Genomic DNA, 25,154 nt, shown 5'->3' on the forward strand with positions numbered 1-25,154 from the left:
ACCGTACTTCAACCGATGGCCTTCGCGGGGCTTTTATATCATTGGAAAGAAAAATGGTTAAAATTTTAGATTCATTTACCGAGAAATAGGGTATTTAACTGGAGAGTGCGTAATTTTAACGATTGAAGCATAAACGGAAGAGCTAGGCGCAAATTTTAGATTTGGCTTGGCTCCTCCGTTTTTATAAATTGAGCTTAGGCAAAAGGAGAGCGTCTGATGCAGGTTCAAAGGGTCAATCATCATGAGTTGTTCAAACAAATTTATACACAGGCACCCATTGGGATTGCGCTTGCCTCTCCTAAAGGGCAATGGACGAAAGCGAACCCCGCTTTCTGTCAAATGCTTGGGTATACGAGCGAAGAACTTCTTACGATGACTTATCAGGATATTACCCATCCTGACGATTTGGCGGGCGACTTTGATTATGTTTGCGGATTGCTGGAAGGAAAATCTAAGGGATATCAATATGAGAAGCGTTATGTCAGAAAGGATGGCCAGACTCTCTGGATCTCCTTGCATGTAGCCCTGGTTCGGGCTGAACAAACGAACGAACCGCTTTATTTTATATGCCATGTCGTGAATATTTCCGACCGTAAAGCGATCGAACAGAAGATGGTTTACAACGAAGAAATCTTCAAATTGATATCGGCCAATGCCCAGGAACTTATTTACATCGCCTCTCCGGATGGGGTATGTCAGTTCTGCTCGCCATCTGTTGAACAACTGCTTGGAATGACAATTAATGATGTTATAGGGAAGAAGAATTTCGAGGTTTTTCATCCCCAGGATCTGGAGCGCATCAAGAATATAAATTTCACGGGCGTTAAACTTCTCAGGTTTAGACTGCGCCATAAAGACGGGCATTATCTGTGGATTGAAGCGACGTGTAAAATGATTGGAGATGCCGAGCAGGGAAAAATCCTTGCGATCGGCCGGGACATTTCGGAACGGAAGAAGCACGAAGAAATCAGTGCGGAAGCCGAACGAATCGCTTCCATCGGCAGTTGGGAATGGGATATGGTTAACGACTACATTTCTTGTTCCGACCAGATTTTCGAAATCTTTGAACTCGAGCGCAGCCCGGCACCTTTACGCTCGTCCGATATTTACAAGCTTATTGACCCGGCGGACGGAAAACGGCTAAGGGAACATATCGAATGGGCCAAAAAAGGAGAGCCGCTGGATTTCGAATATCGCTATGTTCATAAAGAGGGCAACGAGAAACACTTGCATTTGCGCGGAGTTGTGACGTTTGACGAAAACGACCGGCCCATTCGGATCAACGGGACACTACAGGACATTACGGAGCGCAAGCTGGTTGAATTTAAACTGCAGGAATCCGTTGAACGGTATACCTCCCTCAAGAAATACAATCATGATGCGATTATTTCCTTCAATATGAAGGGAAATATTATGAACGCCAATCCTGTTGCGATTAATATGACCGGTTGCCCGGTGCCCGAAATGGCCGGGACCAGTATCTCCCGGTTTATCGGCAAGGAGAACTATCGGCTTATTCAGAACGGGCAATATGAACTGGCGGAGAAGGAAATCAACAAAATCCTGCATGTGAATGGACATGAAACGGAAGTGCTGGCCACCCTGGCTCCGATTATCATCAATAAGAAAAATGTGGGATATTACCTGATTGCCAAGGACATTACCGAACAGAAAAAGCTCCTGATCGCGAAGGAGACCGCCGAACGCATGAGTCAGGCCAAAAGTGAGTTTTTGGCGATGATGAGCCATGAAATCCGCACGCCGATGAACGGAGTCATCGGGATGACCGATTTGCTTCTGGAAACCGATGGGCTCGGCAGCGAACAAAAGGAATATATCGAGATTATCAAGAAGAGCGGGGAATCGCTGCTTGCGATCATTAACGACATCCTCGATTTTTCCAAAATCGAGTCCGGCAAAACGGACCTGGTCGAGGGACCTTTTGATCTGAAAACTGTCGTTCACGAGACGATCGATATGGTGAAGCCCTTGATTCGCGATAAAAATTTGAAAGTTCATTTAGCATGGGATGACAACATATCGACACCTCTATTCGGGGATGCTTACCGGCTGAAGCAGGTTTTGACGAATGTCATCGGCAACGCCGTAAAGTTTACCGTGGAAGGGCGTGTGGACATCGAGGTGCTGCTTGCCGATGTTCAGAATTTTGACGTCCAGTTCCGATTCAAGGTGAAGGACACGGGCATCGGCATTCCCAGGGAAAAGCGGGGACATTTATTTGAACCGTTTTACCAGTTGGATAACTTTATGACGCGGACACCTCAGGGCACGGGACTGGGGCTCGCCATAAGCAAGAAACTGGTTCAGTTAATGCGCGGGGACATCTGGATTGACGAGAGTGATGAACCGGGGACGACTTTTGTGTTTACGGCCTGGTTTAAAACGAAAACGTCCGAGGAGATCAGTTCGTATCAACAGCTGCGGGAAAGAAGAAGCAACGATACTTTGCGGATTCTGATCGCGGAGGATAACGAAGTGAATCAACTGGTTCTCCGAAAAATGATCGAGAAAAAGGGCCATCTCGTCGACAGTGTGGGCAACGGTAAGGAGGCGGTGGAGGCCGTGAAGCGCACCCGTTACGATATCGTATTTATGGATGTGCATATGCCCAAGCTCAATGGGTTTGAAGCTACGAGACTGATTAAGGAATCGCTGCCCGAAAAAGATCGCCCCTATATCGTGGCCGTTACCGCAAACGCCTTAAGAGGGGATAAGGAGAGATGCCTGGAAGCGGGAATGGATAATTATGTGAGCAAACCTATTCGAAATGAATCGGTTTTGCCGCTGATCGAGGAAGTGAATAACAAGAAAAAAGCAAATATCCGGCTATAAGATCCGGTTACTTCAAAGAAAGCGCCCGCTGTTGGAAATCCAAGCGGGCGTTTTCTTTTGCTCCGCTGCATCAGTTTCAAGGCCGGGCACAACCGGTATAAGTCATGGATTCCGCGGGCATATCCCCTCGTTTGCGCCCGATTACTACCGGTGCTGATGGTACAGGTTCTTTTTGCTCCATTGCCGGATCAGTTGAAGCTCTTCCTCGTTCAGCTCCGGCACATCCGCAGCGGCGATGTTCTGCAGCAACTGCTCGCGGGAGCTGGCACCCGGGATGGCGGCCGCGACGGCCGGCTGGGTGAGCGTGAAGCGGATCGCCAACTGCGTGAGATTCCGGCCTGGCGTCTCCAACCGCTTCAGCCGGGAGCGCAGCTCCTGCAGCTCGGCCAGCTCGTAGTCCGGCAGGCCCTTGGCCGGTTCCCGGCCGGCAGCCAAAGCCCCGCCCGCCAGCGGGCCTCTCGCAATCGCGCTGATCCTTTTCTCCTGAAGAACAGGGAGAACGGTCTCTTCGGCCCTGCGATCCAAGATGCTGATAGGGTTCATAACGCTGATGATTGAAGAGCGTGAAACATATTCCCGAATCACAATGGGCCGGATGGAGGATATGCCGTATTCCCGTATTACGCCTTCTTGTTTTAGCTGTTCGAACGCTTCGATCGTTTCATCGATCGGGTCTTCAATAGTACCTCCATGCAGCTGATACAAATCGATATAGTCCGTCCCGAGTCTGCGAAGACTATCTTTGACTGCGGATAAAATATAAGCTCTGGAAGGATCCCAGACCCAGCCTTCCTGACCGGGAATCCGGCGGTTGCCCACCTTGGTGGCCAGGACCACCCGATCGCGGCGTCCCCGGATCGCTTTGCCGACAAGTTCTTCGTTCCGGCCGCTGTCATACAAATCGGAAGTGTCAAGCAGATTGACCCCCCGTTCCAAAGCTTCATGAATCAGCGAAACGGCTTTGCTTTCCTCTGTCCCCAAGGACATGCAGCCCAGGCCGATCTCGCTTACCATCAAATCGGAATTGCCTAATCGATTCTTCTTCACTGTGGTCACTCCCCTAATGCGCCAGATAAACTTTCCGGTCTATCATACCATTCTTTTCCGGAAAAAAAGAATGGCCGGGTCCGATTCTGATCGTCGTTATCGCATCAAAATCTAAATTTCGGGGAGGATAATGCTCAAAAGGAGGTGGCTGTGCATGCCGCATAATCGCACAACCGATGAAACCGACGGCGATCCCAACACGATTTACGAGGATACAAGCCCGCATACGAAGACCGGTTTTATGCCGGACCAAGACGACATTACAACCTATCCATCCGACCAGGTAAGGGAAAAGAGCGACAATTCCGCGGATAACCGTTCCTGATCCTGTCTTCAAAAACTTCGTGAGCAAAACCGCAATGGCCGCCCCGCTAGGGGTGGCCAGTTTTGGTTTGTCAAGGTAAAAAACGTTAAAAATATAGGAATTTTTAAGGGAAAAGAGCCATAAATCTCGTCGGAAAACGATTTCCCTCTTGAAAATGTTTTCAATATTGAGAATAATGGAGAGAGGTTACAGCTATAAAACGGGGCTAGTCCCGGAGGATACATAGGGATCGAAAGCCCGAAAATACAGAGCAGATGACAATAGTGGAGGGAATATGTTGAACACAGAGAAACTGGGCATTCCATTGAAGGGCTTCGCGGAATTCAGCAGGAAGGTTGCCGCGGACGGAGCGGTGCTTTTGAAAAATGACGGACAAGTTCTTCCGATTCAAAAGGGCGAAAGGGTTTCGATCTTTGGACGAGTTCAAGTGAATTACTACCGCAGCGGTACGGGGTCGGGCGGTAGTGTAAACGTACCGTATACGACCAATTTGTTGGATGGTCTGCGCAGCAAGAAGGGCATTTCGGTCAACGAAGAATTGGCGTCAGTATATGAGAAGTGGATCGAAGCAAACCCGTTCGATAACGGCGGCGGCGGCTGGGCGGCGGAGCCGTGGTATCAGAAGGAGATGCCTTTGACCGGGGAACTTGTTGCCGCAACCAGACAGAAATCGGACAAGGCGGTCATTGTGATCGGCCGGACCGCCGGAGAGGATCAGGATAACGCCAACGAATCCGGAAGCTATCAATTGACGGCCCAAGAAAAAGAGATGCTTCAGATGGTTACGGCTCATTTTGAGAAGACCGTCGTGGTGTTGAATGTGTCGAATATCATCGACATGAGTTGGCTGGACGATGCGGGGTATGTTCACCCGATATCTTCCGTCATTTACGCCTGGCACGGCGGGATGGAAGGCGGTAACGCGGTTGCGGACGTGCTTGTGGGCGAAGTGACTCCTAGCGGGAAGCTGACCGATACGATCGCCTATTCTATCGAAGATTATCCCTCGACCCGCAATTACGGCAATGAATTTAAAAATCTGTACGAAGAGGACATTTACGTAGGTTACCGGTATTTTGAAACCTTTTGCCCGGACCGCGTACAGTTCGAGTTTGGCTATGGCATGTCGTACACGGAATTTCAAATCGAGCCGGAAGCAGCGAAGCGGGTTGATCAGGATGGAGAGGGCTGCCTTGAAATCGGTGTTACCGTAAAAAATACAGGTGCGGTTTATGCGGGGAAAGAGGTCGTGCAGGTCTATGCGGAGGCCCCTCAGGGCAAGCTCGGCAAGCCGGCCCGCGTGTTGGTCGCTTTCGGAAAAACCGGACTGCTGCAGCCCGGGGAATCGCAGCGCCTGACCCTCAGCTTTCCAATCGGCGCCATGGCTTCTTATGATGACAGCGGTGTGACCGGACATCCTTCCGCCTATGTGTTGGAGGAAGGAACCTATTTGATTTATGTGGGCAACAGCGTCAAAAAGCTTTCGCCTATCCCTGTGGGCGGGCAACAAGGTTATACATTGGACCGTCTTCAAGTCGTGGAGCAGTTGGAGGAAGCTCTGGCTCCCACCGAGAGCTACCAACGCATGAAACCGGGCGCCAGAAAGGCGGACGGATCGTACGAGCTCGTTTGCGAAGAGGCGCCGAAACGAAAAATCTCTTTAGCGGACCGCATTCAGAACAACCTTCCCAAAACGATTGAACAAACCGGAAACCGCGGCTACAAATTAAGGGATGTCTACGACGGAAAGGTCGGCATGGAGGATTTTATCGCCCAGCTTTCCGATCAGGACTTGGCCACCATTGTCCGAGGCGAAGGGATGAGCAGCCCCCTTGTGACTCCGGGGACGGCTTCGGCCTTCGGCGGCGTAAGCGACGCTTTGTTTAACTACGGCATTCCGGTAGCTAGTACGGCCGATGGTCCGTCCGGCATCCGCATGGACAGCGGTTTGAAGGCGACCCAGGTTTCAATCGGAACTTTGCTGGCCGCGACTTGGGACGTAGACCTGGTGGAAGAACTTTATATCATGGAAGGGCAGGAACTGGTCAGCAATGATATTGATGCGCTGCTTGGACCGGGGCTGAATATCCGGCGGAGTCCGCTGAACGGGCGGAATTTCGAATATTTCTCGGAGGACCCGCTGGTCACCGGGAGGTTTGCCACCGCTTGCACGCGGGGCATCAAGAAAGGCGGCTCGAATGCCACACTGAAGCATTTCGCCTGCAACAATCAGGAGAAGCACCGCAGCAAAGTGGATGCGGTCGTATCCGAGCGAGCGCTTCGCGAAATCTACCTGAAAGGCTTCGAAATCGCGGTGAAACAAGGCGGCGCCAACTCCGTGATGACCGCTTACAACCCGATCAACGGACACTGGTCGGCGTCGAACTATGATTTGAACACTACCCTTTTACGCAAGGAATGGGGCTTCAAAGGCATTGTCATGACGGATTGGTGGGCCATTATGAATGACACGGCCAACGGCGGACCGGCGGATCGGAAGTACACGAACTGGATGGTTCGGGCCCAAAACGATCTGTATATGGTGGTCAGCAATTATGGCGCCGAAATCAATGCTTGGGACGATAATACGCTCGAATCCCTGGAGAACGGCACGCTCACGCGCGGGGAACTGCAGCGCAGCGCCATCAATATTTGCGAGTTTCTGATGCAGGCGCCGGTCTTCTTCCGGAAGCAAGAGATCGTGGAGACCGTCCATTCGTTCAAGGCCAATCCAGCGCTTGCCGGGGAACGGGCGCAATCCCTGGATCAAAACACGCAAGTCAAGCCCGTTGCGGCCGGTTCGACGTTGTTCCGGGCCGAGCAAGCCGGCGAATACCGGATCATCGTCAATGTGATGTCACCGGATTCCAATTTGGCGCAAAGCGCCTGCAATGTTTTGCTGAACGGCGACCTGATGACGACCGTACAAACGAACGGAACGGAAGGCGACTGGGTGAGACAAAAACTGGTGAAGGTGAAGCTGGAAGCCGGTTTATACGAGATGACCCTGGAATTCATCAAACCGGGGATTCAAATCGACTGGATCGAATTTAAACCGGTACAAGGCTAACGGACTGGAGCTGCATCAAGGCTCGTTACCTCCAACACCATTGTACAGGTTCGATGCAACGTCCGTGCTAACAGTCTAAAAAGGTCTTATTGTGGCAGATGCAGGAGATTTATCCCTGTATCTGCTTTTTTTAGAAGAAATAGGGCCTTGAAATACGTCTGATCCATTCCATTCCGCAAAAAAATCAAAACAATCATGCGGGTTTTCGATTAAAGTAATACCTGTACCCGGGAGGATAAAAATGAGCTATTTCGACGCCGTAAAAAAAGCGATAGATTTTATTGAGGAACGATTGGAGAAGGAGCTTAAAATGGAGGACATCGCCCGGAATGCCGGTTTTTCTCCGTATCATTTTCACCGAATTTTTCAGCTGCTGACCAAGAACACGGTGTCCGATTACGTCAGAAAACGGAGGTTGACGCACGCGGCCGGCGAATTGTTCGATTCGGAGATCCGAATTATCGACCTTGCCGTGAAGTATCAGTTTGAATCGCAGGAGGCTTTTACCCGGGCTTTCAAGAGGATGTTCCGTATACCGCCCGGACAATTCCGCAGGCAGACCGACCTGAAAGATACGACGTATCGGCGGCCGACGCATCATGCATCGGAAATCGATCTGTATATTCCAATATGCATTTAAATCGCAGTTATCGCAAGGCGGAACAGAAGTGAACGGCGAGTAATTAATGACATGAAGGAGTTGAATGGGTGATTATTAATCACGTTAATCAAAAGGAATGGTTTGTAGGTTTAAAGCAAGTCGAGGTAGTGGATCCTCATGCCCAAACGGCTTTCCCGATGCTGGTTATGTATCCTTCGAACACCCCGGGAAAAATAGAGCAAATGGGGCCGTTTAGCCTGGAGGTGGCCCTTGATGCTAAGCCTGCGTCCGGGAGATATCCGCTGGTTATAATATCCCACGGAAGCGGCGGTTCGCTCTGGGTTTACCGGACGCTGGCCATGCATTTGGCGAGTCATGGATATATCGTGGGTGTACCCGAGCATCCCTTTAATAACCGAAACGATAACTCGCTGGATGGAACGGTGGAGAACTTAACAATACGCCCGCGCCATCTGACTCGGGCCATCGATTATTTTTATGAAAGCGAATGGTGCGCCGATTCTATTAACTCAGATACCGTTTCGGTGATCGGGCATTCTATGGGCGGGTACACGGCTTTGGCGGCGGCCGGAGGGAAGCCGACATCCTTTCCTCACGAATCCCCGAATGGAATCGCTGAACAAATTGCCGTCGCCGCAGATCCGCGCATTCGTTCCCTGGTATTACTGGCACCCGCCTCGGTATGGTTTCGAAAGCCCAACGCATTGGACGAAGTTCATCTTCCCATCCTGCTGCTCGCAGCCGAGAAAGATGATTATACTCCGCACTTCCACAGCCAAATCATTCTGGAGGGAGTCAAGGACCGTTCCAAAGTGGAATTTGCCGTGATTCATGGAGCGGGCCATTTCTCCTTTTTAAGTCCGTTTCCCGAAAAGATGAGGCATCCTGCATTTCTACCGGCAACAGATCCCCCGGGGTTTGATCGACCGGCCTTTCATCAGGTATTAAATGCTCGAGTGCTGGACTTTTTATGGCCCCATCATTGATTGAGAAAATTAAGGGACAACATAAATTTCTTTAGGTTTTGAAGCAGTGCCCGCAGTCAATGGCAGCTCCCGGTCCGTAAACAGAATGTCCACTTCTTCAAGCCGCCCAACTTTGTAAGGGAAGTCCACATTCCATTTCGAATGATCCGCCAGCATGATTACGTTTCGTGATCGAGCGATCATTTTTCGCTTGATCAGCGCATCTTCCCAGTGAACTCCGGTAATCTCGCCTTCCTCGATCCCGCATGCGCCGGTAAAAAACCAATCCGCCCGATACTGGTCCAATGCGTCAAGCGCAGACGATCCGTATACATACTGATCCCGGGGATGGAGCCGGCCTCCCAGAAGTACCAGCTCCACCTTCGGCAAATGGCTGAAGGCCTGGGAGATATGGAGGGAGTGGGTCACAATGGTCAAGGCGCGGTCTCCGATAAACTCGGCCAGGAGGGCTACCGAAGTGGATGAATCCATAAACAGCAGATCCCCGTCTTTCGGAAGAGGTGAGGCCGCCTGCGCCAGCTTTCGTTTGATGTCTCCGCTGTCTTCTTTTCGCCGGACATAAGTTTGGATCGTTGAGGAGACGGCACCTCCCCGGGTTCGGGTGATTCGGCCTTGCTGCTCCAGCTTGACCAAATCACGTCTTGCCGTATCCCGCGACACCTGGAATGTATCGCAGATGTTCTGCACAGTCACGAGTGCCATTGTTTTGGTCATGTCTTCAATGAGGGACAACCTGGTTTCCTGGTCCATTGGCACCGCCTCCTTTTAGCCTGTCATGCGAAAGGTTAGCTCGTAATTTCAACCCGGTTATTTTCAGGGTCCAACACGACGCTTTCGTAACAGCCGTCCCCGGTCCAGCGCGGTTCGCCGATCACGGCAAAGCCGTCGTTTTTCAAGCGGGCGGTCAACGCGTCAACCTGCTCCTCGCTGCCGACAGAGATGGCCATATGGATAAAGCCCAAAGCCTGAACATCAACGGTATTGGGATTCGGTTCCTTAATGTCGGGTCTTTGCATTAATTCCAAACGGCAGCCTTCGTCATAGGAAATAAAATAAGAAGAGAAGGAAGTACGGGGATTCACGTATTTTTCGTTGGCACGGCCGTTGAAATAGGTGACATAAAACTCCTTCATTTTCTCCAAGTCTTCAACCCAAATGGCAACATGATCAATCTTCATCAGGTTCAACTCCTCATAAGTGATATGACTTATTATATAAGTAATATCGCTTATGATCAAGCTGATGAGAGGGCTGTTTCGGCTTGCGGAAATCAGCCCTCGATCTGCCGTGAAGCGGAATAGCTTTATGAAGGAACGAAGCGAAACCATTTCAGATCAAACTGACTGCCCGGCAAAAACATAAAGGTAACCGCCTGGGGGCCGCTGATGCGATCCAGCTTGAATTCCCGCTCACAGTAATCATCGGAATAAGCGAATTCGATCATTTGCCGTTGTTCCCCGGACGGTCCGCTAAAGAGAAGGTGAATCGTGTTCTTATCCAGCGGGGAGCGGCCGCACAACAGCAGCTTGCCGCTTCCGGCGTCGCCGAAGTCCATGTCCTCAAAGACGAGTGAGACGTTATTTCCGATATGTTCGATGCTCGCTTCTCCCACCTTAAACGTATCGCCGTAAATGTGGCTGTATTCCAAGGCGCTTAACCGGGAATAGGCTTTGTGCGGCTTCGCGAACCTGAACCCTTTCAAATGAATCTTCCGATGCAAAACAAGGCTGATCGCGGTGACGCCTTTCAATCGCTTCGGTAAACGGTACGTCTCGTCCTGGTATACATTCCATCGAGACGGTTTTTGATAACGGACCCGCGTCAGCATGATGGCATTATCTTCACCGGGGATGCCTTCCCAGATTTCAATCGGGAACTCCTCATCGTCCAGCGAGAAGATGGGGAGGGTCAATTCGTCGGATCCGTATCCGCCGAAATCCAAATTTCTGAAGCAGATCCGGCTTTCTCCGTCCCTGCCGGTAGCAACGCCCCGCTCATTGCCGTTTGTTAAATTGCGGCTGGCGCTCTTATCATGATACCCGGCGGAGACGAATTCGTAAGGGTCGATGAGGGCCTGCCCCAAACCGCTGATTTTAAACTCCATCAGCGAGTAAAGTCGAATCTGCTCCGCCCCGTTCGTCGTGGCGCACCGGACATAGATTTCGCCGTCGCCCAAAGCCGTAATGACGGCTTCCTGTCCGTTCGCCTCCAGCTTGGCGATGTTCGAATCGACGCCGGCCGCGTTCGTGACCCGCCACCTTACTTCACGGTAGGTCGCGTTTGCGGGATGGAGCTGAACGCGCACCGGAAGCGAACGTTTGTCGGGGGTAAGCCGATTTCCCTCCGGACAGATCAACTCCAGCTTACGGACCGGGATTTCGTCACCCGGCAAACCGCGGGTCTCGGCATCCCGAATAGCTGCTTCCGTTTGTTGTGGAGAGTGGCTGTACAAGGTCGGTTGCTCCTGCCCGTCTGGCCCGCCTTCCGTATTGACCCTCTGTGACGCGACTGCTGCAACGGTTAGCTCGTAGTGCAAAAGACCCGCGGATTCAGCCTTCACCAAGATCGTACCCGCTTCCAATGTGCTTGCGATCACGGCAAGCAGCTTACCGTTAAACAGCCTGCGGCTCGTACCCTTATAGGAGTCGTAATCCGTGCTGTCCCCGTTATCCAGGCCGACAAGCCTTCCGGGGCCTTCTACCGTAAGCCGCACGCGGTTGTTTGCATTCTCGACCGGTTGGCCCTCTGAGTCAACCGCTCCAATCTCCACAAAAACCAGGTCGGATCCATCGGCCTGAATTGTGGATTTGTCGGGGGTCATGACGAGTGAAAAGGCATCTCCGAAGGAGGAGCGGATCTGCTCGGCAATCGTTCTTCCCTGTTCGTCATAGCCTACCGCCCGCAACGTTCCCCGGCTGTAAGGGAGCCTCCAGTCGCCCGCCAGCTTGCGGCCCTGCGTATGATCGATTTCGAAGGTCCCCACGGATTCCTCGTTAAAGAACAGCTCGATCTTCGGGGCATTGGAGCAGACTCTGACGTCGATCAACTGCCCTTCGGAAAAATCCCAATACGGGAAGATATGGACCATGGGTCTCTTGCGGTAATCCGTCCATTCGGCCTGGTAGATGTAATAGGAATCTTTCTTGAATCCCGCCGTATCCAACTGGCCGAAGTAGGAGTTCTTGGTAAAATACGGCGTCGGTTCGCCGATGTAATCGAAGCCGGTCCAAATAAACTGACCGGGCGAGTATGCGGCATCGCGATCGGCGATGATGCAGCTTTCCGTGCTTTTCGCCCCCCAGCTGGTGGAGCTGTTGCCGAGGGAGGAGCACTGCTCATCGTCATCGGACAAAACGGACTGGCTCAGCGGAAAATGGTAAACCCCGCGGCTCTGCACGGTAGAGGCGGTTTCACTGCCGTATATGATCCAGTCGGGATGCTCCGCGTGGTGCTGATCATAATATTTCTCCGCATAGTTGTAGCCGGCAAACTGGACCAGATCGGCGCACCTCTGCGCGTTTTCCCAAGGCATATAATTCGAGCCGATCGTCACGTAGGCGTTGGTTCTGGAATCGTGCAGACGAACCTCGTCCCGAAGCTGCCGGGTCAATTCCTGCCCGCGTTCATCCGCATGCGTATCGTAAATTTCGTTACCGATGCTCCACATCAGCAGGCAGGGGTGATTCCGGTCCCGCCGGACCCAACTGGCCACGTCTTTCTTCCACCAATCCGGGAAGAACCGGGCGTAATCATAGGTCGTTTTCTTGCGTTCCCACATATCGAACGCTTCGGATACGATCAATACGCCCATCTCGTCGGCCAGTTCCATCAGTTCCACGGCGGGCATATTGTGGGCGGTGCGGATCGCGTTCACGCCCATCTCCTGCAGCAGGGCGATTTGGCGGCGGATCGCCGCCCTGTTCACCGCGGCGCCAAGACAGCCCAGGTCATGGTGCTGACAGGCCCCGTGGATTTTGACATAACGGCCGTTCAGGAAGAAGCCGCGTTGAGTGTCGAATTCCATCGTGCGGAATCCGAAGATGTGCACCTCCCGGTCTATGACCGCGGCTCCCGCCAGAAGCTCGGTTCTTAGCCGATAGCAGTAAGGCTGTGCAATATCCCACAGCACCGGATCGGCTAACGAGAGGAGGGAGGGGACCGAAACGGTCAAGTCCGATTCGCCGAACAGCCCGGTCTCGATTTGGGCGACGGCCCGGTCCGACGCATCCAGAACGGTATGGCGAAGCCGGCAGGAAGCCGGAGTGTCGGAAACTTCTCCGAAACTGACTTCCGTGTCGATCTCCACGTTCCAGGAGCCGTCGCCTTTTTTTGCCGAAATATAAATCCCGTCGGGCACCAAATGCGTTTCGGGGTAGGTCGTCAGCCACACTTTGCGGTAAATGCCCGCCCCCGAATACCAGCGCGAGTTGGGCGACTGATGGACCACCCGGACATAGAGTTCGTTTTCACCTTCCCGAATATATGGCGTGAGGTCCATTTCAAATGTGGAATAGCCATATTTCCATTCCCCGGCAAGTTGACCGTTGACAAACAGCGAGGAATCCATATAGATCCCTTCAAAGCGTAACGAAAAGCGCCGCCCAGCTTCTTTGTCGGGTAGGACCCAGGTTTTGCGGTACCAGCCTTCACCGTCTTCATACAATCGTTTGGCGTCATAAATCAACCAGTCGTGCGGAAGCGTAACCGGTATCCAAAGGGATGTGTCGGTCGCGGATACCGTCTCCAGTGTCGAACCTAACGGCTGTTTGGCGAAAAACCAGCTTGCGTTGAATGGTTGCTTCATGCTCATGGATAAGGCTCCTTTTTTGAATTGCTGTATAGGGACTATTGCGGTCCTCTTCTATCGGACGGCATGGTTTCCGTAAAGGCATTTATATTCCGACGGCGTGCATTTCTTGTATCGTTTGAACATTCGGTTAAAAGTGGGAAGGCTCCCGAAGCCGGAGCTCATGGCCACTTCCATCACCGTTAAATTCGGATCGATCAGCAGCTTTTCCGCATGCATGATGCGGTGCTGGTTGAGATAACTGTAATAGGACATCCCCATATATTGCTTAAACAGGCGCATAAAATGAAATTTGCTGAACCCGGCCAGTTCGGCTAGCTTCTCGACCTGGATATCCTCCGTACAGTGCTCGTTCATGTAATTGCAAACCTCCAGAAGCTTATCGATATACTTGTGCTGCTTCTGGCCTTTCCGGCGTTCGGACCGCCGTTCTTTGTCCATGAAATTGCGTCCGAGAATGACGAAGAATTGAATCAGCATGGAGTAGGCCGAGGCTTCCTTTAAAAAATTTTGGCTGAAGTACTCATCCTTTAAGTGGAGCATCAGGGGTTCCAAGGATGCGTGCAGTTCCTTGTTCTGGTTGGCTGAAATAATTAGGCAAGGACGCAGCAGGTGGAAGGTGGAGTCGAATCCGTTCAAGTGGTATAGGAGCGAGCAGTCGAATTGCATAATAATTCGCTTCCCGGTTTTGGGAGCGAAAAGCTGGTGCAGTTCTCCCGGAGGAATGATCAGGATGTCGCCGGGATGAAGCACATGCTTGATGCCGTCGACTACTGCGGTGTAATGGTTTTCGAGCGGCATGATGGCTTCGCCCGCGGTGTGCCAATGGATGGGATAATCCTCGTCTTCCTGGTTCAGATAAATCCGGATCCCGAAGTGATCGCGGTAAGAGACTGTTTCCTGGGCTCCGTTCAAAATTTCGATCATCCGTATCCTATCCTTTCTTTGGTCAGATGGCAGACGATAATCCAATCAAATCAAAGACAATCAACCTACAGAATCCACAGAGTGACCGTCTGGAATTTAGCAATATTTGAGAAGCCGAAAGCTAAATTCACGAAGAACCGCAAAAATAAAGCCGATATAATATAGCCAAATGAAACCGCATTCAAAATAATACCATGCGTTAGTTATTTTGCCAATTCAACTTGAGTCATGAAATGGATTCGGAAGGAGACGGAGGAAGGCTGATGACGGAGCTGGTCAGAAATAGTGAAAAGATCGGACACTTTAAAAAACGGGCCGAGGAACTGGTGAAACGAATGACGTTGGAGGAGAAGGTGCGTCAAATGCTGCACGCCGCCCCGGAAATACCGCGGTTGAACATTCCGGCGTACAACTGGTGGAATGAAGCGCTGCACGGCGTTGCCAGAGCCGGGACGGCCACGGTTTTTCCCCAGGCGATCGGGCTGGCGGCCACGTTCGATGAGGATTTGCTGGAGGAGGTGGGCGATCGGATCGCCACGGAAGCCAGGGCCAAGTTCCAGATGCAGCAGGAGTACGGGGACCGGGATATTTATAAAGGGCTGACCTTTTGGGCCCCGAACGTTAACATTTTCCGGGATCCGCGTTGGGGACGTGGACATGAAACGTACGGGGAGGACCCTTATCTCACTTCCAGGTTGGGGGTCCGATTTATCCAGGGGCTGCAGGGGCACGACGAAAATTATCTGAAGGTGGCGGCCTGCGCCAAACATTTCGCCGTTCACTCGGGTCCGGAAGATGTACGGCACCAGTTTAATGCGGAAGTGTCCGCACAGGATTTATATGAGACTTATTTGCCGGCATTCCGCGCATGCGTGGAAGAAGCAAAGGTCGAAGCCGTCATGGGCGCTTACAACCGTACCAACGGCGAGCCCTGCTGCGGCAGCGAGCTGCTTCTCCGCCAAATTTTACGGGAAGCATGGGGGTTCGAAGGGCACGTCGTTTCGGACTGCTGGGCAATCAAAGACTTTCACGAGCATCACAAAGTGACGGGGAATGCGGTCGAGTCGGTCGCTTTGGCCGTAAACCGGGGGTGCGATCTCAACTGCGGCAGCCTGTTTGTATTTTTGCTGGACGCGGTCCGGGAAGGACTCGTTACCGAAACGCAGATCGACGGGGCGGTTACCCGCTTGTTTACGACGAGAATGAAGCTCGGCCTGTTCGACGATCCGGCGAAGGTCCCCTTTGCGTCCATCGCTTACGCGGAGAACGATTCCGTCCAAATGCGGGCGCTGAACCGGAGAGCCGTCAAGGAAAGCCTGGTTCTGCTCAAAAATGAAGACGGTTTGCTGCCGCTCGATGTAGCCAAAATCCAAAGTATCGGCGTCATCGGTCCGAACGCAAACAACCGCAAAGCGCTGGTCGGCAACTACGAAGGAACGGCGTCCCGTTATATTACCGTCCTGGAAGGGATTCAGGACTATGTCGGGGACGAAGTTCGCGTGTTCTATTCCGAAGGATGCCATTTGCATAAAGACCGTATTAGCGGGTTGGGAATGGCCAATGACAGAATCGCTGAGGTCAAGGGCGTCTGCGCGGAAAGCGATGTCGTGATCGTTTGTCTGGGACTGGATGCGGGATTGGAAGGCGAAGAAGGGGATACCGGCAACCAATTTGCCAGCGGGGACAAAAGAGATCTAAACCTCCCGGGTCTCCAGGAAGAAGTGCTCAAAATCGCCTATGCGAGCGGAAAACCCGTGATCCTGGTGCTTCTCTCCGGCAGCGCGCTGGCCATTTCCTGGGCTGACGAGCATATTCCGGCGATTCTGCAGGGCTGGTATCCGGGAGCTCAGGGCGGGAGGGTTATCGCCGAAGCGATCTTCGGGGCGTTCTCGCCGGAAGGAAAACTGCCGGTGACCTTCTACAAAACGACGGAGGAGCTCCCCGCCTTCACGGACTATGCGATGACAAACCGGACGTACCGCTATATGGAGCGGGAAGCACTGTACCCGTTCGGTTACGGCCTCTCGTACACGGACTTTGCGATAACGGATGTCCGGGTGGAAACGTTCCGGCTTACGGACCAAGGCGTCCGCGTCACCGCTTCGATCCGCAACACGGGAACCTACGCGGGCGGGGAAGTACTGCAGGTCTATGTTAAAGCGGAGGGCGCAGGCCCGCCGAATCCGCAGCTGAAGGGGTTCCGCAAGGTTCATTTGCAGCCGGGAGAAACGCAAGGGGTCACTTTGCATCTCCCGTTGGAGGCTTTCGGGATTTACGATGAGGCCGGCAGAAGAAGGGTGCGGAAAGGAAGCTATTCCGTTTTTGTAGGAGCTTCCCAACCGGACAGCCGGAGCCGTCAGCTCACCGGGAAATCCGTGGAGTCTTTAACAATCGCGTCCGAAATTGACAGGGAAGTTTAACAAGGGCAGGTATGGCTGCTGCGGTAAAATAGGAGATCTACCGGAAGGAAGTGGTGAGGAGATGGCAGCACGCAGTAAAGCCGCGGATGCGGGACCGCTTTGGAGCCATGTCCGCAAAGAGTGGAAGCTGTATTCGTTTCTGGTCATCCCCGTACTCTACTTTCTCATTTTCAAATATGCGCCGATGCTGGGCAATGTGATCGCCTTTCGCAAATACCGGGGCGGGCCCAATTTGTTCGGCACGGAGTGGGTCGGCCTGACTTATTTCCAAATGTTCATGAAGGATCCCGCTTTTTGGCGAGCGTTTAAAAACGACCTTGTCCTCAGTACGACTTATTTGCTGTTTCGGTTCCCGCTCACTTTGGGATTTGCCCTGCTCCTAAACGAGATCGTGCGCGTAGGACTGAAAAAATTCGTTCAGACCGTGTCCTACCTGCCCCATTTTATCTCTATGGTTATCGTTGCCGGCATGGTCAAGGAAATGGTTTCGTTAAACGGACCGATCAATGCGCTGCTGGCCAACCTCGGGCTGGAGAAAATCACCTTCATCTCCGTGCCCGAGTGGTTTCCGGCCCTTTATGTCGCCTCCGGCATCTGGCAGGGGCTCGGCTGGGGGACGATTCTGTATTTGGCGGCGATGACCGGGATCAATACCGAACTGTACGAAGCGGCGAAAATCGATGGGGCCAACCGGTTCCGGCTGGCCTGGCATGTGACGATCCCCGGGATTCTGCCTACGATTATGACGCTGTTGATCCTTGATATCGGGGGGATTTTGGGCTCCAATTTCGAAAAAATCCTGCTGCTCTACAATCCGCTGACCTACGAGACGGCCGACGTCATATCCACCTACGTGTACCGGATCGGGATTACCGGCGGGAACTTCAGTTATGCCACCGCGGTCGGTTTGTTTGAAGGTGTCATCGGGCTGATTCTCGTCACGATCGCCAACCAGGTGTCCAAGAAAACCACGAAATCCAGCTTGTGGTAGAAAGGAGCGAATGACGTGAAGGTATCCAAATCCTACCGCGCATTTCAAATCGTTAACGGCTTTATCATGGCCTTGGTGGTCTTTATGACCTTGTACCCGTTCGTCTACCTGGTGGCGCAATCCTTCAGCTCGGAAGCCGCCGTCTATGCGGGAAAGGTTTCTTTCTATCCGGTGGACTTCACGACGAAAACGTACGAGGTGATTCTAAGCAAGCCGGACTTTTTCCGCTACTATGGCAACACCATTTTATATTCCGTGATAGGCACGCTCATTTCCGTGGCGGCGACGGCCGTGCTGGCCTACCCGCTGTCCAAGGATAAGCTGCGTCTGAACAAGTTTTTTATCCCGTTCGTCCTGTTTACCATGTATTTCGGCGGCGGGCTGATCCCCAATTATATTCTGGTCGCCAAGACGCTGGAGATGCGCGATACAATCTGGGCGATCGTCATCCCGGGGGCCATCAGTGCTTTTAATGTCATCCTGATGAAGACCTTTTTTGCGAGCTTGCCGAATGAGATCGAAGAGGCGGCGAAGGTGGACGGCCTTGATGTGTACGGGATTTTTCTGAAAATAACGCTGCCTCTGTCCAAACCGATTATTGCCACGATGGTCCTGTTTGTGATGGTGGGTATCTGGAACAACTGGTTTGGCCCGTCGCTCTATCTTCAGTCGAAAGAAAAATGGCCGGTGGCTTTGTACCTTCGTCAGGTTATCGAGAGCGCCATCAGTCCTACGGAAATCGGGGCCACCTCCGAAACGGCCAACCAAATCGCGGCTACCGTCAAGTCCGCCGCCATGGTACTGACCTCTCTTCCGATCATTTGCGTGTATCCGTTCGTGCAGAAGTATTTTGTACAGGGGATGATGATCGGATCGGTCAAAGGGTGAGCGGGCAAAAGAGGGAGTTCGCCAACCTATGCTTAATAAACGATAAGGAGGCATGTTATGAAGAGACGAAGGTTCAACAGATGGGCCGGGGGGCTGTTGGCGCTGGTGACGGCCTTTGGCATGACAGCCTGCCAAAGCTCCGGGGAGCAGGGGGCGGCCGGGAATGAACAGGCGCCTCCCAAACGGATCGAAGATAAGAATCCGGATTACACATACGGCGAGAACAAGACCTTCCGTTCCAACGAGCCGGTCACGTATTCCATGATGTACAGCGACCACGAAAACTATCCTTATCAGGAAAGCTGGAGGTTGTGGAGCGCGATCAAGGAAAAGACGAATGTCGGTTTTGACTTGTCGATCACGGCCCGGACGGAATACGAGAATCAGAAATCGCTCCTTGTCAACAGCGGCGACGCCCCTTATATCATCCCGAAAACCTATGACGAATCGGGCTTCATCGCCGGCGGGCAAATCGTGGCCATCAGCGATTGGGTGCAGTATATGCCCAACTATATGAAAGCCGTCAAGGACTGGGGCATGGAGAAGGATTTAAAAGCCAAGCTGCAGGCCGACGGGAAATATTACGTGCTTCCAGGGCTTTGGGAAGTCGCGGGCGGAGGATATTCATACATTATCCGCAAGGATATCTTTGAAGCGGCGGGCATCGATGTGGAAGCGGAAGAAGCAAAGTGGACGTACGAGGACTTTTATGAAGCGCTGAAAAAAGTCAAAGAACATACGGGCAAAAGCAACATTTTCTCCGATCAGTTTCTGGGAAATTCAACACTGAGTATCGCCGCGGCCGCCTATGGCGTGACCGGAGGTTGGGGCCTGGCGAACGGACTGAAGTTTGACGAGGAGAAGAAGCAGTTCTATTTTGCCAATACGACGGAGGACTTTAAAGCTTACGTGACTTATTTCAACAAACTGATCAACGAAGGAATTATGGATCCGGAATCGTTCACGCAGGAGGATGATACGGCGCGTTCCAAATTCTTCAAAGGAGACAGCTATATCATCAACGGAAACTACCAGCTTCTGGCGGAATACAAAACCAAGATGCAGGATCCGAACGCCGAACTGTACATGATTGTCCAACCTGGAGGTCCCAAGGGACTTTTGCAAATCGAGAACTCGCGTCTGGAAAACGGCATTATGATCAGTCAGAATGCCCTCAAGGAGTTGGGCGAGGAAAAATTCGTCAAGATGCTGCGCTTTATCGACTGGCTGTGGTACTCCGATGAGGGGCAGACGCTCAGCTTGTGGGGGGTGGAAGGCGAAACCTATACGAAGGATGCGGAGGGCAACATCGTATTGAACAAGGATATTTCCTTTAATGGGATGAATGACGGCACGGCCGCGAAAAAGTTGAATGTCGACTTTGGATTTGGTGGGGGCGTGTTTGCCTACGGCGGTTCATCCAAACTGAAACTCTCGAAAATGACGGAAGGAGAGAAGGACTACAACGACCGGATTCTGAAATATCGCGAGGTCCGTCCGATCCAGCCGCCGATCATGGGAACTCCCGACCAGAGCGAAGAGATGAATTTGATCTCCACGCCGCTGATGGATTACGTGAACACGATGACCCTGAAATTTATCACGGGCCAGGAACCGTTGTCCAATTGGGATACCTATTTGGCGACGGCGGAGGCCAATGGCAGCACCCGTTATACGCAAATGGCGAATGAGATTTTCGAAAGCACGAAGAGTTTGCTGGGGTATTGAGGCAGAAGGCTGTCCTGGGTAGAAACGGCTTGAAAGAAAGAGGGCGTGAGCTGTGAGGGGAAACCCTTTGTCGCTCGCGCTTTTTGCGTTTCACGAAGCCGTTTCCATAGGTTGGGAATTTTGATATACTGGGTGTGAACTGCCACTAAAATGAAGCAGGTGACACTATGAAATCGGTTACAGTCTATGATATCGCCAAGGAAGCCAATGTCTCCGTCGCAACCGTTTCCCGGGTACTGAATAACACGGCTCCCGTGAAGAAGGAGACCCGGGAGCGAGTCAAGGAATTGATCGATAAGTATCAGTTTCAGCCCAACGCACTCGCCAGGAGTCTGATCAAAAAAGAAACGGGCATGATCGGCATTATCCTGCCGGACATTACGAACCCTTTTTTCCCGGAGGTGCTGTCGGGGTTCGACCGGGAAGCGAGAAAAAAGGGGTATACGTACTTCCTCTGCGACACGGTATCGGCCAATGCGGACGATGCGGAGCAGTATGTCAGGGAGTCACAGTATCTGAATGTGCTGGCGGAGAAGCAAGTGGACGGCATCGTCATGCTGGGGGGAAGGATCGATCTGGCCAAGCCGGGCAGAGAACTGGCCGAAGAAGTGGTCGAAGTGGGGAAGAGACTTCCTGTCCTGCTGATCAACGGCCGAATTCCGGGCGCGGGTCTTCCCCGCGTCGCGAACGATGAACGCTTCGGCGCCGAGATGGCCACCACGCATCTGATTGAACTCGGACATCGCAATATTGCCCTCGTCGGCGGATATCGGCACATGAGCAATACGCTGCAGCGCACGGCGGGGTTCACCAAAACAATGGAGCGGTACGGGCTGCAGGTGCGCAAGGAATGGGTCCTCCACGAAGGATTTTCGGTAGACAGCGGAACCGAATTTATGAATCGGCTGCTCAGGCTTCCGAACCGCCCGACCGCCGTGTTCTGCCTGAACGACCTGGTCGCGATCGGGGTGCTTAAGGCTGCCGTCAAAGCCGGTTTGAAGGTGCCGCAGGATATTTCGATCATCGGTTACGATGACATCCCGTTTGCGTCCTACAGTATCCCGGAATTGACGACCGTATCGTTGCGTGCCCATGATCTTGGAGTCACGGCGGCGGAACTTCTGCATAAGATGATTACCAAAAGCAAGGTGCCCAAAACCACGCTGATCAAGCCCGAACTGGTGATACGCGAGTCCACAGGCGCCCCCGCCGCCCCGTGATTTTTTTCGAACGGGGGCGTTTATGAACGAAATCCAGGATTGACAACCGTTATAGGCTAAGCTAAAATATCGGTGAAAACCCTTACATTATTCTTCTGATCCCACTCCACATCACACTAATCCTTACTAATCTTTTTCACTTCGACTTGCATGACTTCCGAGTTTTTTCTTCTAACTTTGTATTTGTCGCCCATTTTCATGATCATCCTGAATTCTTTTTTTCTCCAAACTATGAAACCCATTTCATTAAACTTTAACGGACTTAGATGCATCAATTTATTGGCTAGGATCGCCTTTTACCGCCATGATAGGCAAATCCATTACCTATGAACACACCAAAATGAAACGGGTTTCATGAAATGGGTTTCAGAGAAATCGCCACGGTCTGTTCATTTCCGAAATGTGAGGAGTGATTTCGTTTGGGTTCTCGTATCCATGCAGAGTCGGTTGTTCGCTTGACTCCTGATTCCGTCCAAATTCACGGTGAAAGTATCATTTTGTTATGTGCGTCGCTTTTTTATTTCCGAGTTCCGCGAGAGCTTTGGAAAGAACGTATGATACAAGTCAGGGCGATGGGGTACAACTGCATCGATGTGTATTTTCCTTGGAATTATCATGAACCGCAAGAAGGCGAATGGGATTTTACGGGGATGCGTGACGCGGAAGTGTTTTTGCGTACTGCCGCAGAGTGCGGGCTATGGGTCGTCGCCAGGCCAGGCCCCTACATTTGCTCCGAGTGGGACGGTGGAGGCTTGCCCGCGTACCTGCTAGCCAAGAAACCGGGTATGAAGCTCAGGGATCACGATCCCGGCTTTTTGAAGCAGGTTGCGAAATGGTACGACCGGATCTTGCCGATCCTTCGCCGTAATCAGGCGGGGGAAGGCGGGAGCGTCATCTTTGTTCAACTGGATAACGAGCTCGATTTCTACGGATGCGATGATCCCAAAGCCTATATGTCGGCGCTCCGCGATATGGCCATGGCTCATGGCATCAAGGTTCCGCTGATTGCCTGCGCGGGGCAGGGGGGGCTTATCGATGCCTCCGGACTGGCGGAGGGGATCGTACCGACCTGCAATTTCTATCCCGATGATCGCGACCCCGATTTCGAGACCAAGGTGCGTCATTATCGTGCGGCACTTTCAGGCCTCGGATTCCCGTTAATGGTGACGGAGACGAACCGGTCACATTATTTGCTCCGCAGGTTGCTGTCGGCCGGAGCGAAGCTGCTGGGTCCGTACCTGCAAGTATCGGGGACGAACTTCGGTTTTACCAACGCCACGAACAACTGGGGCAAACCGCTCGCCTTTCTGGCTTCGGATTATGATTTCGGGGGGATGATTTCTCCCGAGGGGAATGTCCGGAGAGAAGGTTACGAAGGCAGATTGCTGAGCAGGCTGCTTCGGGCTTATGGGCCTTCTCTAGCTGAAGCCGGAGAAGATGATTCGGACTGCGACTGGAGTGCAGAGGGGGATGTGCGGGAGGTTTTCGGCCCGTTCCGGCTTCGGTTGAAAGGAGGCGGCAGGCTGCTTTTCTTGACCAACGGGGAAGAGGAAGCGAAGTCTCTCACACTGCGGGCCAATGACGGGCGAAGCCTACCGTCGGCGGGAACGTTGACCCTAAACTCTCTTGGATCATTAATCTTGCCGATGGACGTACCGCTCTCACAATGGGGGATTAACGGTACCCTTATCCACTCGACCGCCGAGCTCTACTGGGCGGAACAGCAAGTAGCAGGCACAGTTTTGGCGTTCCATCAGGACGGGGATCATGGAGAAATTGTACTGAAAATCGACACCTCCTTCGAGCCTGAGGCAAGAGCGGCGACAGTCATCCGGGAAGATGGAAAATTCACGATTAAACCATCCGCCGCCGAAACCGCAAGCGTTCGCTTCCGACTTGAGGGGGGACGTCAACTGACGCTAGTGATCAGCGACCATTTGAAAGCGCTTTATGCCGAGAGCGTTTCTCTGAGCGGTGAATTGACCGTTTTGCAACCGGAATTCGGTGAGGAACGCCCTGCAGCCGGCGTCGTGGACATGAAATGGAAATGGTCTTCGGCCACACCGGGAACCGCCGCACAGGCTAAAGTTGTCGCGACTACGCATGAGAGCAGGCTTGAACCGCTGGAACGTCTCGGTGTCTATCGGGGGTTCGCCTGGTATGAAGCCAAAGCCGCCATTCCGGAAGGGAAAGAAGCGCTGGGCATGCTGGTGAGAAAAGCCGGCGACGTTGTGTCGCTTTACGCGGCGGGCCGCTATGCCGGAACTTTCGCGCCCGGCGGGGGGACCTTCTATGCCCCTCTGGAGAACGCAAGAGCGGAACCGTTTTGCGGCATAGTTTCCATTGGTGCAAGGGTGGAGATTTGGGGGCACTCCAATTTCGACGATAACCGTCTGCCGGGGCTCCGGCTCCATTCGCCGAGAGGCTTGGAAAGCATCGTTGCCATTACGGGAATTCGCGAACTCACTGCAAACTGGCGAATGTCCCCGGCAGCCGGGCAATCCGATGGAGAAGCGTCAGAAGGCGGGGCCGGGGAAGCTTGGCACCCGATGGTCGGTTTCGGAGGCTGGCTGTCCGCTGATCATTTCCCGGATGAAATATACAGCAGAACTTTAGCCGCTTCGGCGGACGTCAATCATTGGACCCTGCATTTCCAAAACCTGCAGGGGAAGGCCAGACTGTATGTGAACGGCACCGATGTCGGCCTTATTCACCCCTTCGATTCCTTCGTCGACATCACACCACATGTGACTCCCGGCGAAACGGTGAACCTCGCCGTCCATCTCCAGATGATGGTGGGCCAATCCGAGGGGCGGGTGATCATGTATGAGGGAATCACCGCGACCGACTACACGATCAAGGCGGCTGAGGAACCGGAACTGCTGGACAGCGCCGAACAGGAAGCCGCGGAAGACTTGCGGCGGCCGACCCAACTACCGTTTGATCTGGCTCCCGGCGCCGTAGGCTGGCTGACGAGCTTTATAGGGAACTCCGCCGACGGCAAAGGCTGGCGGGTGCGCGTTACCGGCACGGGACTTAAGCTTACCGTGTTCTTGAACGAATCCCTTGTCTCCCGCCTTTGGCTGCCGGGAGGGGGCTCCCGCCCGGTGATGACCGGCGGAAGCACGGATTCGTTCTACCTCCCGGGACCATGGCTCGATCAAGGAGAAGCGCGGCTCCTCATCTATTTGGAGGCGGTGGACCCGCAGGCATCAGGAAGATTGGAGGCGCTTGATTTTATACCCGTATAAGGAGGTTCGCTATGGAGAC

Annotated in this window: 16 protein-coding genes; 11 read left to right on the forward strand and 5 right to left on the reverse strand. The window is 52.9% G+C overall.

The genetic code is table 11. From position 1 onward, the window contains the following. The first annotated feature begins 216 nt into the window (after window positions 1-216). Window positions 217-2,853, forward strand: coding sequence for a PAS domain S-box protein (locus tag V4U84_RS15970; RefSeq protein WP_334077530.1), 2,637 nt, complete (start codon window positions 217-219; stop codon window positions 2,851-2,853). A gap of 144 nt (window positions 2,854-2,997) precedes the next feature. Here V4U84_RS15970 and V4U84_RS15975 read toward each other — a convergent pair whose 3' ends face one another. Further along, on the reverse strand, window positions 2,998-3,900 hold the full coding sequence (locus tag V4U84_RS15975; RefSeq protein ID WP_334077531.1) for an aldo/keto reductase: 903 nt from the start codon (window positions 3,898-3,900) through the stop codon (window positions 2,998-3,000). A 154-nt stretch (window positions 3,901-4,054) separates the two neighbouring features. Here V4U84_RS15975 and V4U84_RS15980 point away from each other — a divergent pair, with 154 nt between their 5' ends. The 4 genes from V4U84_RS15980 to V4U84_RS15995 all read left to right on the forward strand — a co-directional run bounded on the left by V4U84_RS15980 (window position 4,055) and on the right by V4U84_RS15995 (window position 8,903). Next, the gene (locus V4U84_RS15980) at window positions 4,055-4,225 is read left to right on the forward strand and encodes a hypothetical protein (RefSeq protein ID WP_334074399.1); all 171 of its coding nucleotides are present in this window, start codon (window positions 4,055-4,057) and stop codon (window positions 4,223-4,225) included. A 277-nt stretch (window positions 4,226-4,502) separates the two neighbouring features. Next, the gene (locus V4U84_RS15985) at window positions 4,503-7,295 is read left to right on the forward strand and encodes a glycoside hydrolase family 3 C-terminal domain-containing protein (protein WP_334077532.1); all 2,793 of its coding nucleotides are present in this window, start codon (window positions 4,503-4,505) and stop codon (window positions 7,293-7,295) included. A gap of 241 nt (window positions 7,296-7,536) precedes the next feature. Next, the gene (locus tag V4U84_RS15990) at window positions 7,537-7,935 is read left to right on the forward strand and encodes a helix-turn-helix transcriptional regulator (protein WP_334074400.1); all 399 of its coding nucleotides are present in this window, start codon (window positions 7,537-7,539) and stop codon (window positions 7,933-7,935) included. Window positions 7,936-8,003: 68 nt separating this feature from the next. Then, window positions 8,004-8,903, forward strand: a complete 900-nt coding sequence (locus tag V4U84_RS15995) for an alpha/beta hydrolase family protein (RefSeq protein WP_334074401.1) — start codon at window positions 8,004-8,006, stop codon at window positions 8,901-8,903. A gap of 9 nt (window positions 8,904-8,912) precedes the next feature. Here the strand turns inward: V4U84_RS15995 and V4U84_RS16000 are convergent, their stop codons facing one another. The 4 genes from V4U84_RS16000 to V4U84_RS16015 form a co-directional block, all read right to left on the reverse strand. Further along, on the reverse strand, window positions 8,913-9,653 hold the full coding sequence (locus V4U84_RS16000; RefSeq protein ID WP_334074402.1) for a DeoR/GlpR family DNA-binding transcription regulator: 741 nt from the start codon (window positions 9,651-9,653) through the stop codon (window positions 8,913-8,915). Window positions 9,654-9,688: 35 nt separating this feature from the next. After that, a complete protein-coding gene (locus V4U84_RS16005; protein WP_334074403.1) occupies window positions 9,689-10,081 on the reverse strand; it encodes a VOC family protein in 393 nt (130 codons plus the stop codon). 125 nt (window positions 10,082-10,206) lie between these two features. Next, window positions 10,207-13,713 (reverse strand): glycoside hydrolase family 2 TIM barrel-domain containing protein, encoded by a 3,507-nt coding sequence (locus tag V4U84_RS16010; protein ID WP_334074404.1) that lies wholly within the window; start codon window positions 13,711-13,713, stop codon window positions 10,207-10,209. A 51-nt stretch (window positions 13,714-13,764) separates the two neighbouring features. After that, window positions 13,765-14,637 carry a helix-turn-helix transcriptional regulator gene (locus V4U84_RS16015; protein ID WP_334074405.1) on the reverse strand — a complete coding sequence of 291 codons (873 nt, stop codon included), beginning with the start codon at window positions 14,635-14,637 and terminating at the stop codon, window positions 13,765-13,767. Between the two features lie 263 nt (window positions 14,638-14,900). Between V4U84_RS16015 and V4U84_RS16020 the strand changes: the two genes are divergently transcribed. The 6 genes from V4U84_RS16020 (at window position 14,901) to V4U84_RS16045 (ending at window position 25,135) form a co-directional block, all read left to right on the forward strand. Then, the gene (locus V4U84_RS16020; RefSeq protein WP_334074406.1) at window positions 14,901-17,057 is read left to right on the forward strand and encodes a glycoside hydrolase family 3 C-terminal domain-containing protein; all 2,157 of its coding nucleotides are present in this window, start codon (window positions 14,901-14,903) and stop codon (window positions 17,055-17,057) included. A gap of 61 nt (window positions 17,058-17,118) precedes the next feature. Continuing rightward, a complete protein-coding gene (locus tag V4U84_RS16025; protein WP_334074407.1) occupies window positions 17,119-18,048 on the forward strand; it encodes an ABC transporter permease in 930 nt (309 codons plus the stop codon). A 66-nt stretch (window positions 18,049-18,114) separates the two neighbouring features. Beyond that, on the forward strand, window positions 18,115-18,936 hold the full coding sequence (locus V4U84_RS16030; RefSeq protein ID WP_416367263.1) for a carbohydrate ABC transporter permease: 822 nt from the start codon (window positions 18,115-18,117) through the stop codon (window positions 18,934-18,936). Window positions 18,937-18,993: 57 nt separating this feature from the next. After that, the gene (locus tag V4U84_RS16035; RefSeq protein ID WP_334074409.1) at window positions 18,994-20,664 is read left to right on the forward strand and encodes an ABC transporter substrate-binding protein; all 1,671 of its coding nucleotides are present in this window, start codon (window positions 18,994-18,996) and stop codon (window positions 20,662-20,664) included. A gap of 167 nt (window positions 20,665-20,831) precedes the next feature. Then, window positions 20,832-21,884: a LacI family DNA-binding transcriptional regulator gene (locus V4U84_RS16040; protein ID WP_334074410.1), complete on the forward strand. Its 1,053-nt coding sequence runs from the start codon at window positions 20,832-20,834 to the stop codon at window positions 21,882-21,884. 455 nt (window positions 21,885-22,339) lie between these two features. After that, window positions 22,340-25,135, forward strand: a complete 2,796-nt coding sequence (locus V4U84_RS16045) for a beta-galactosidase (protein WP_334077600.1) — start codon at window positions 22,340-22,342, stop codon at window positions 25,133-25,135. The last annotated feature ends 19 nt before the right edge of the window (window positions 25,136-25,154 follow it).

It is taken from the genome of Paenibacillus sanfengchensis (assembly GCF_036864765.1).
In the GTDB taxonomy this organism is placed as follows: Bacteria; Bacillota; Bacilli; order Paenibacillales; family Paenibacillaceae; genus Fontibacillus; species Fontibacillus sanfengchensis.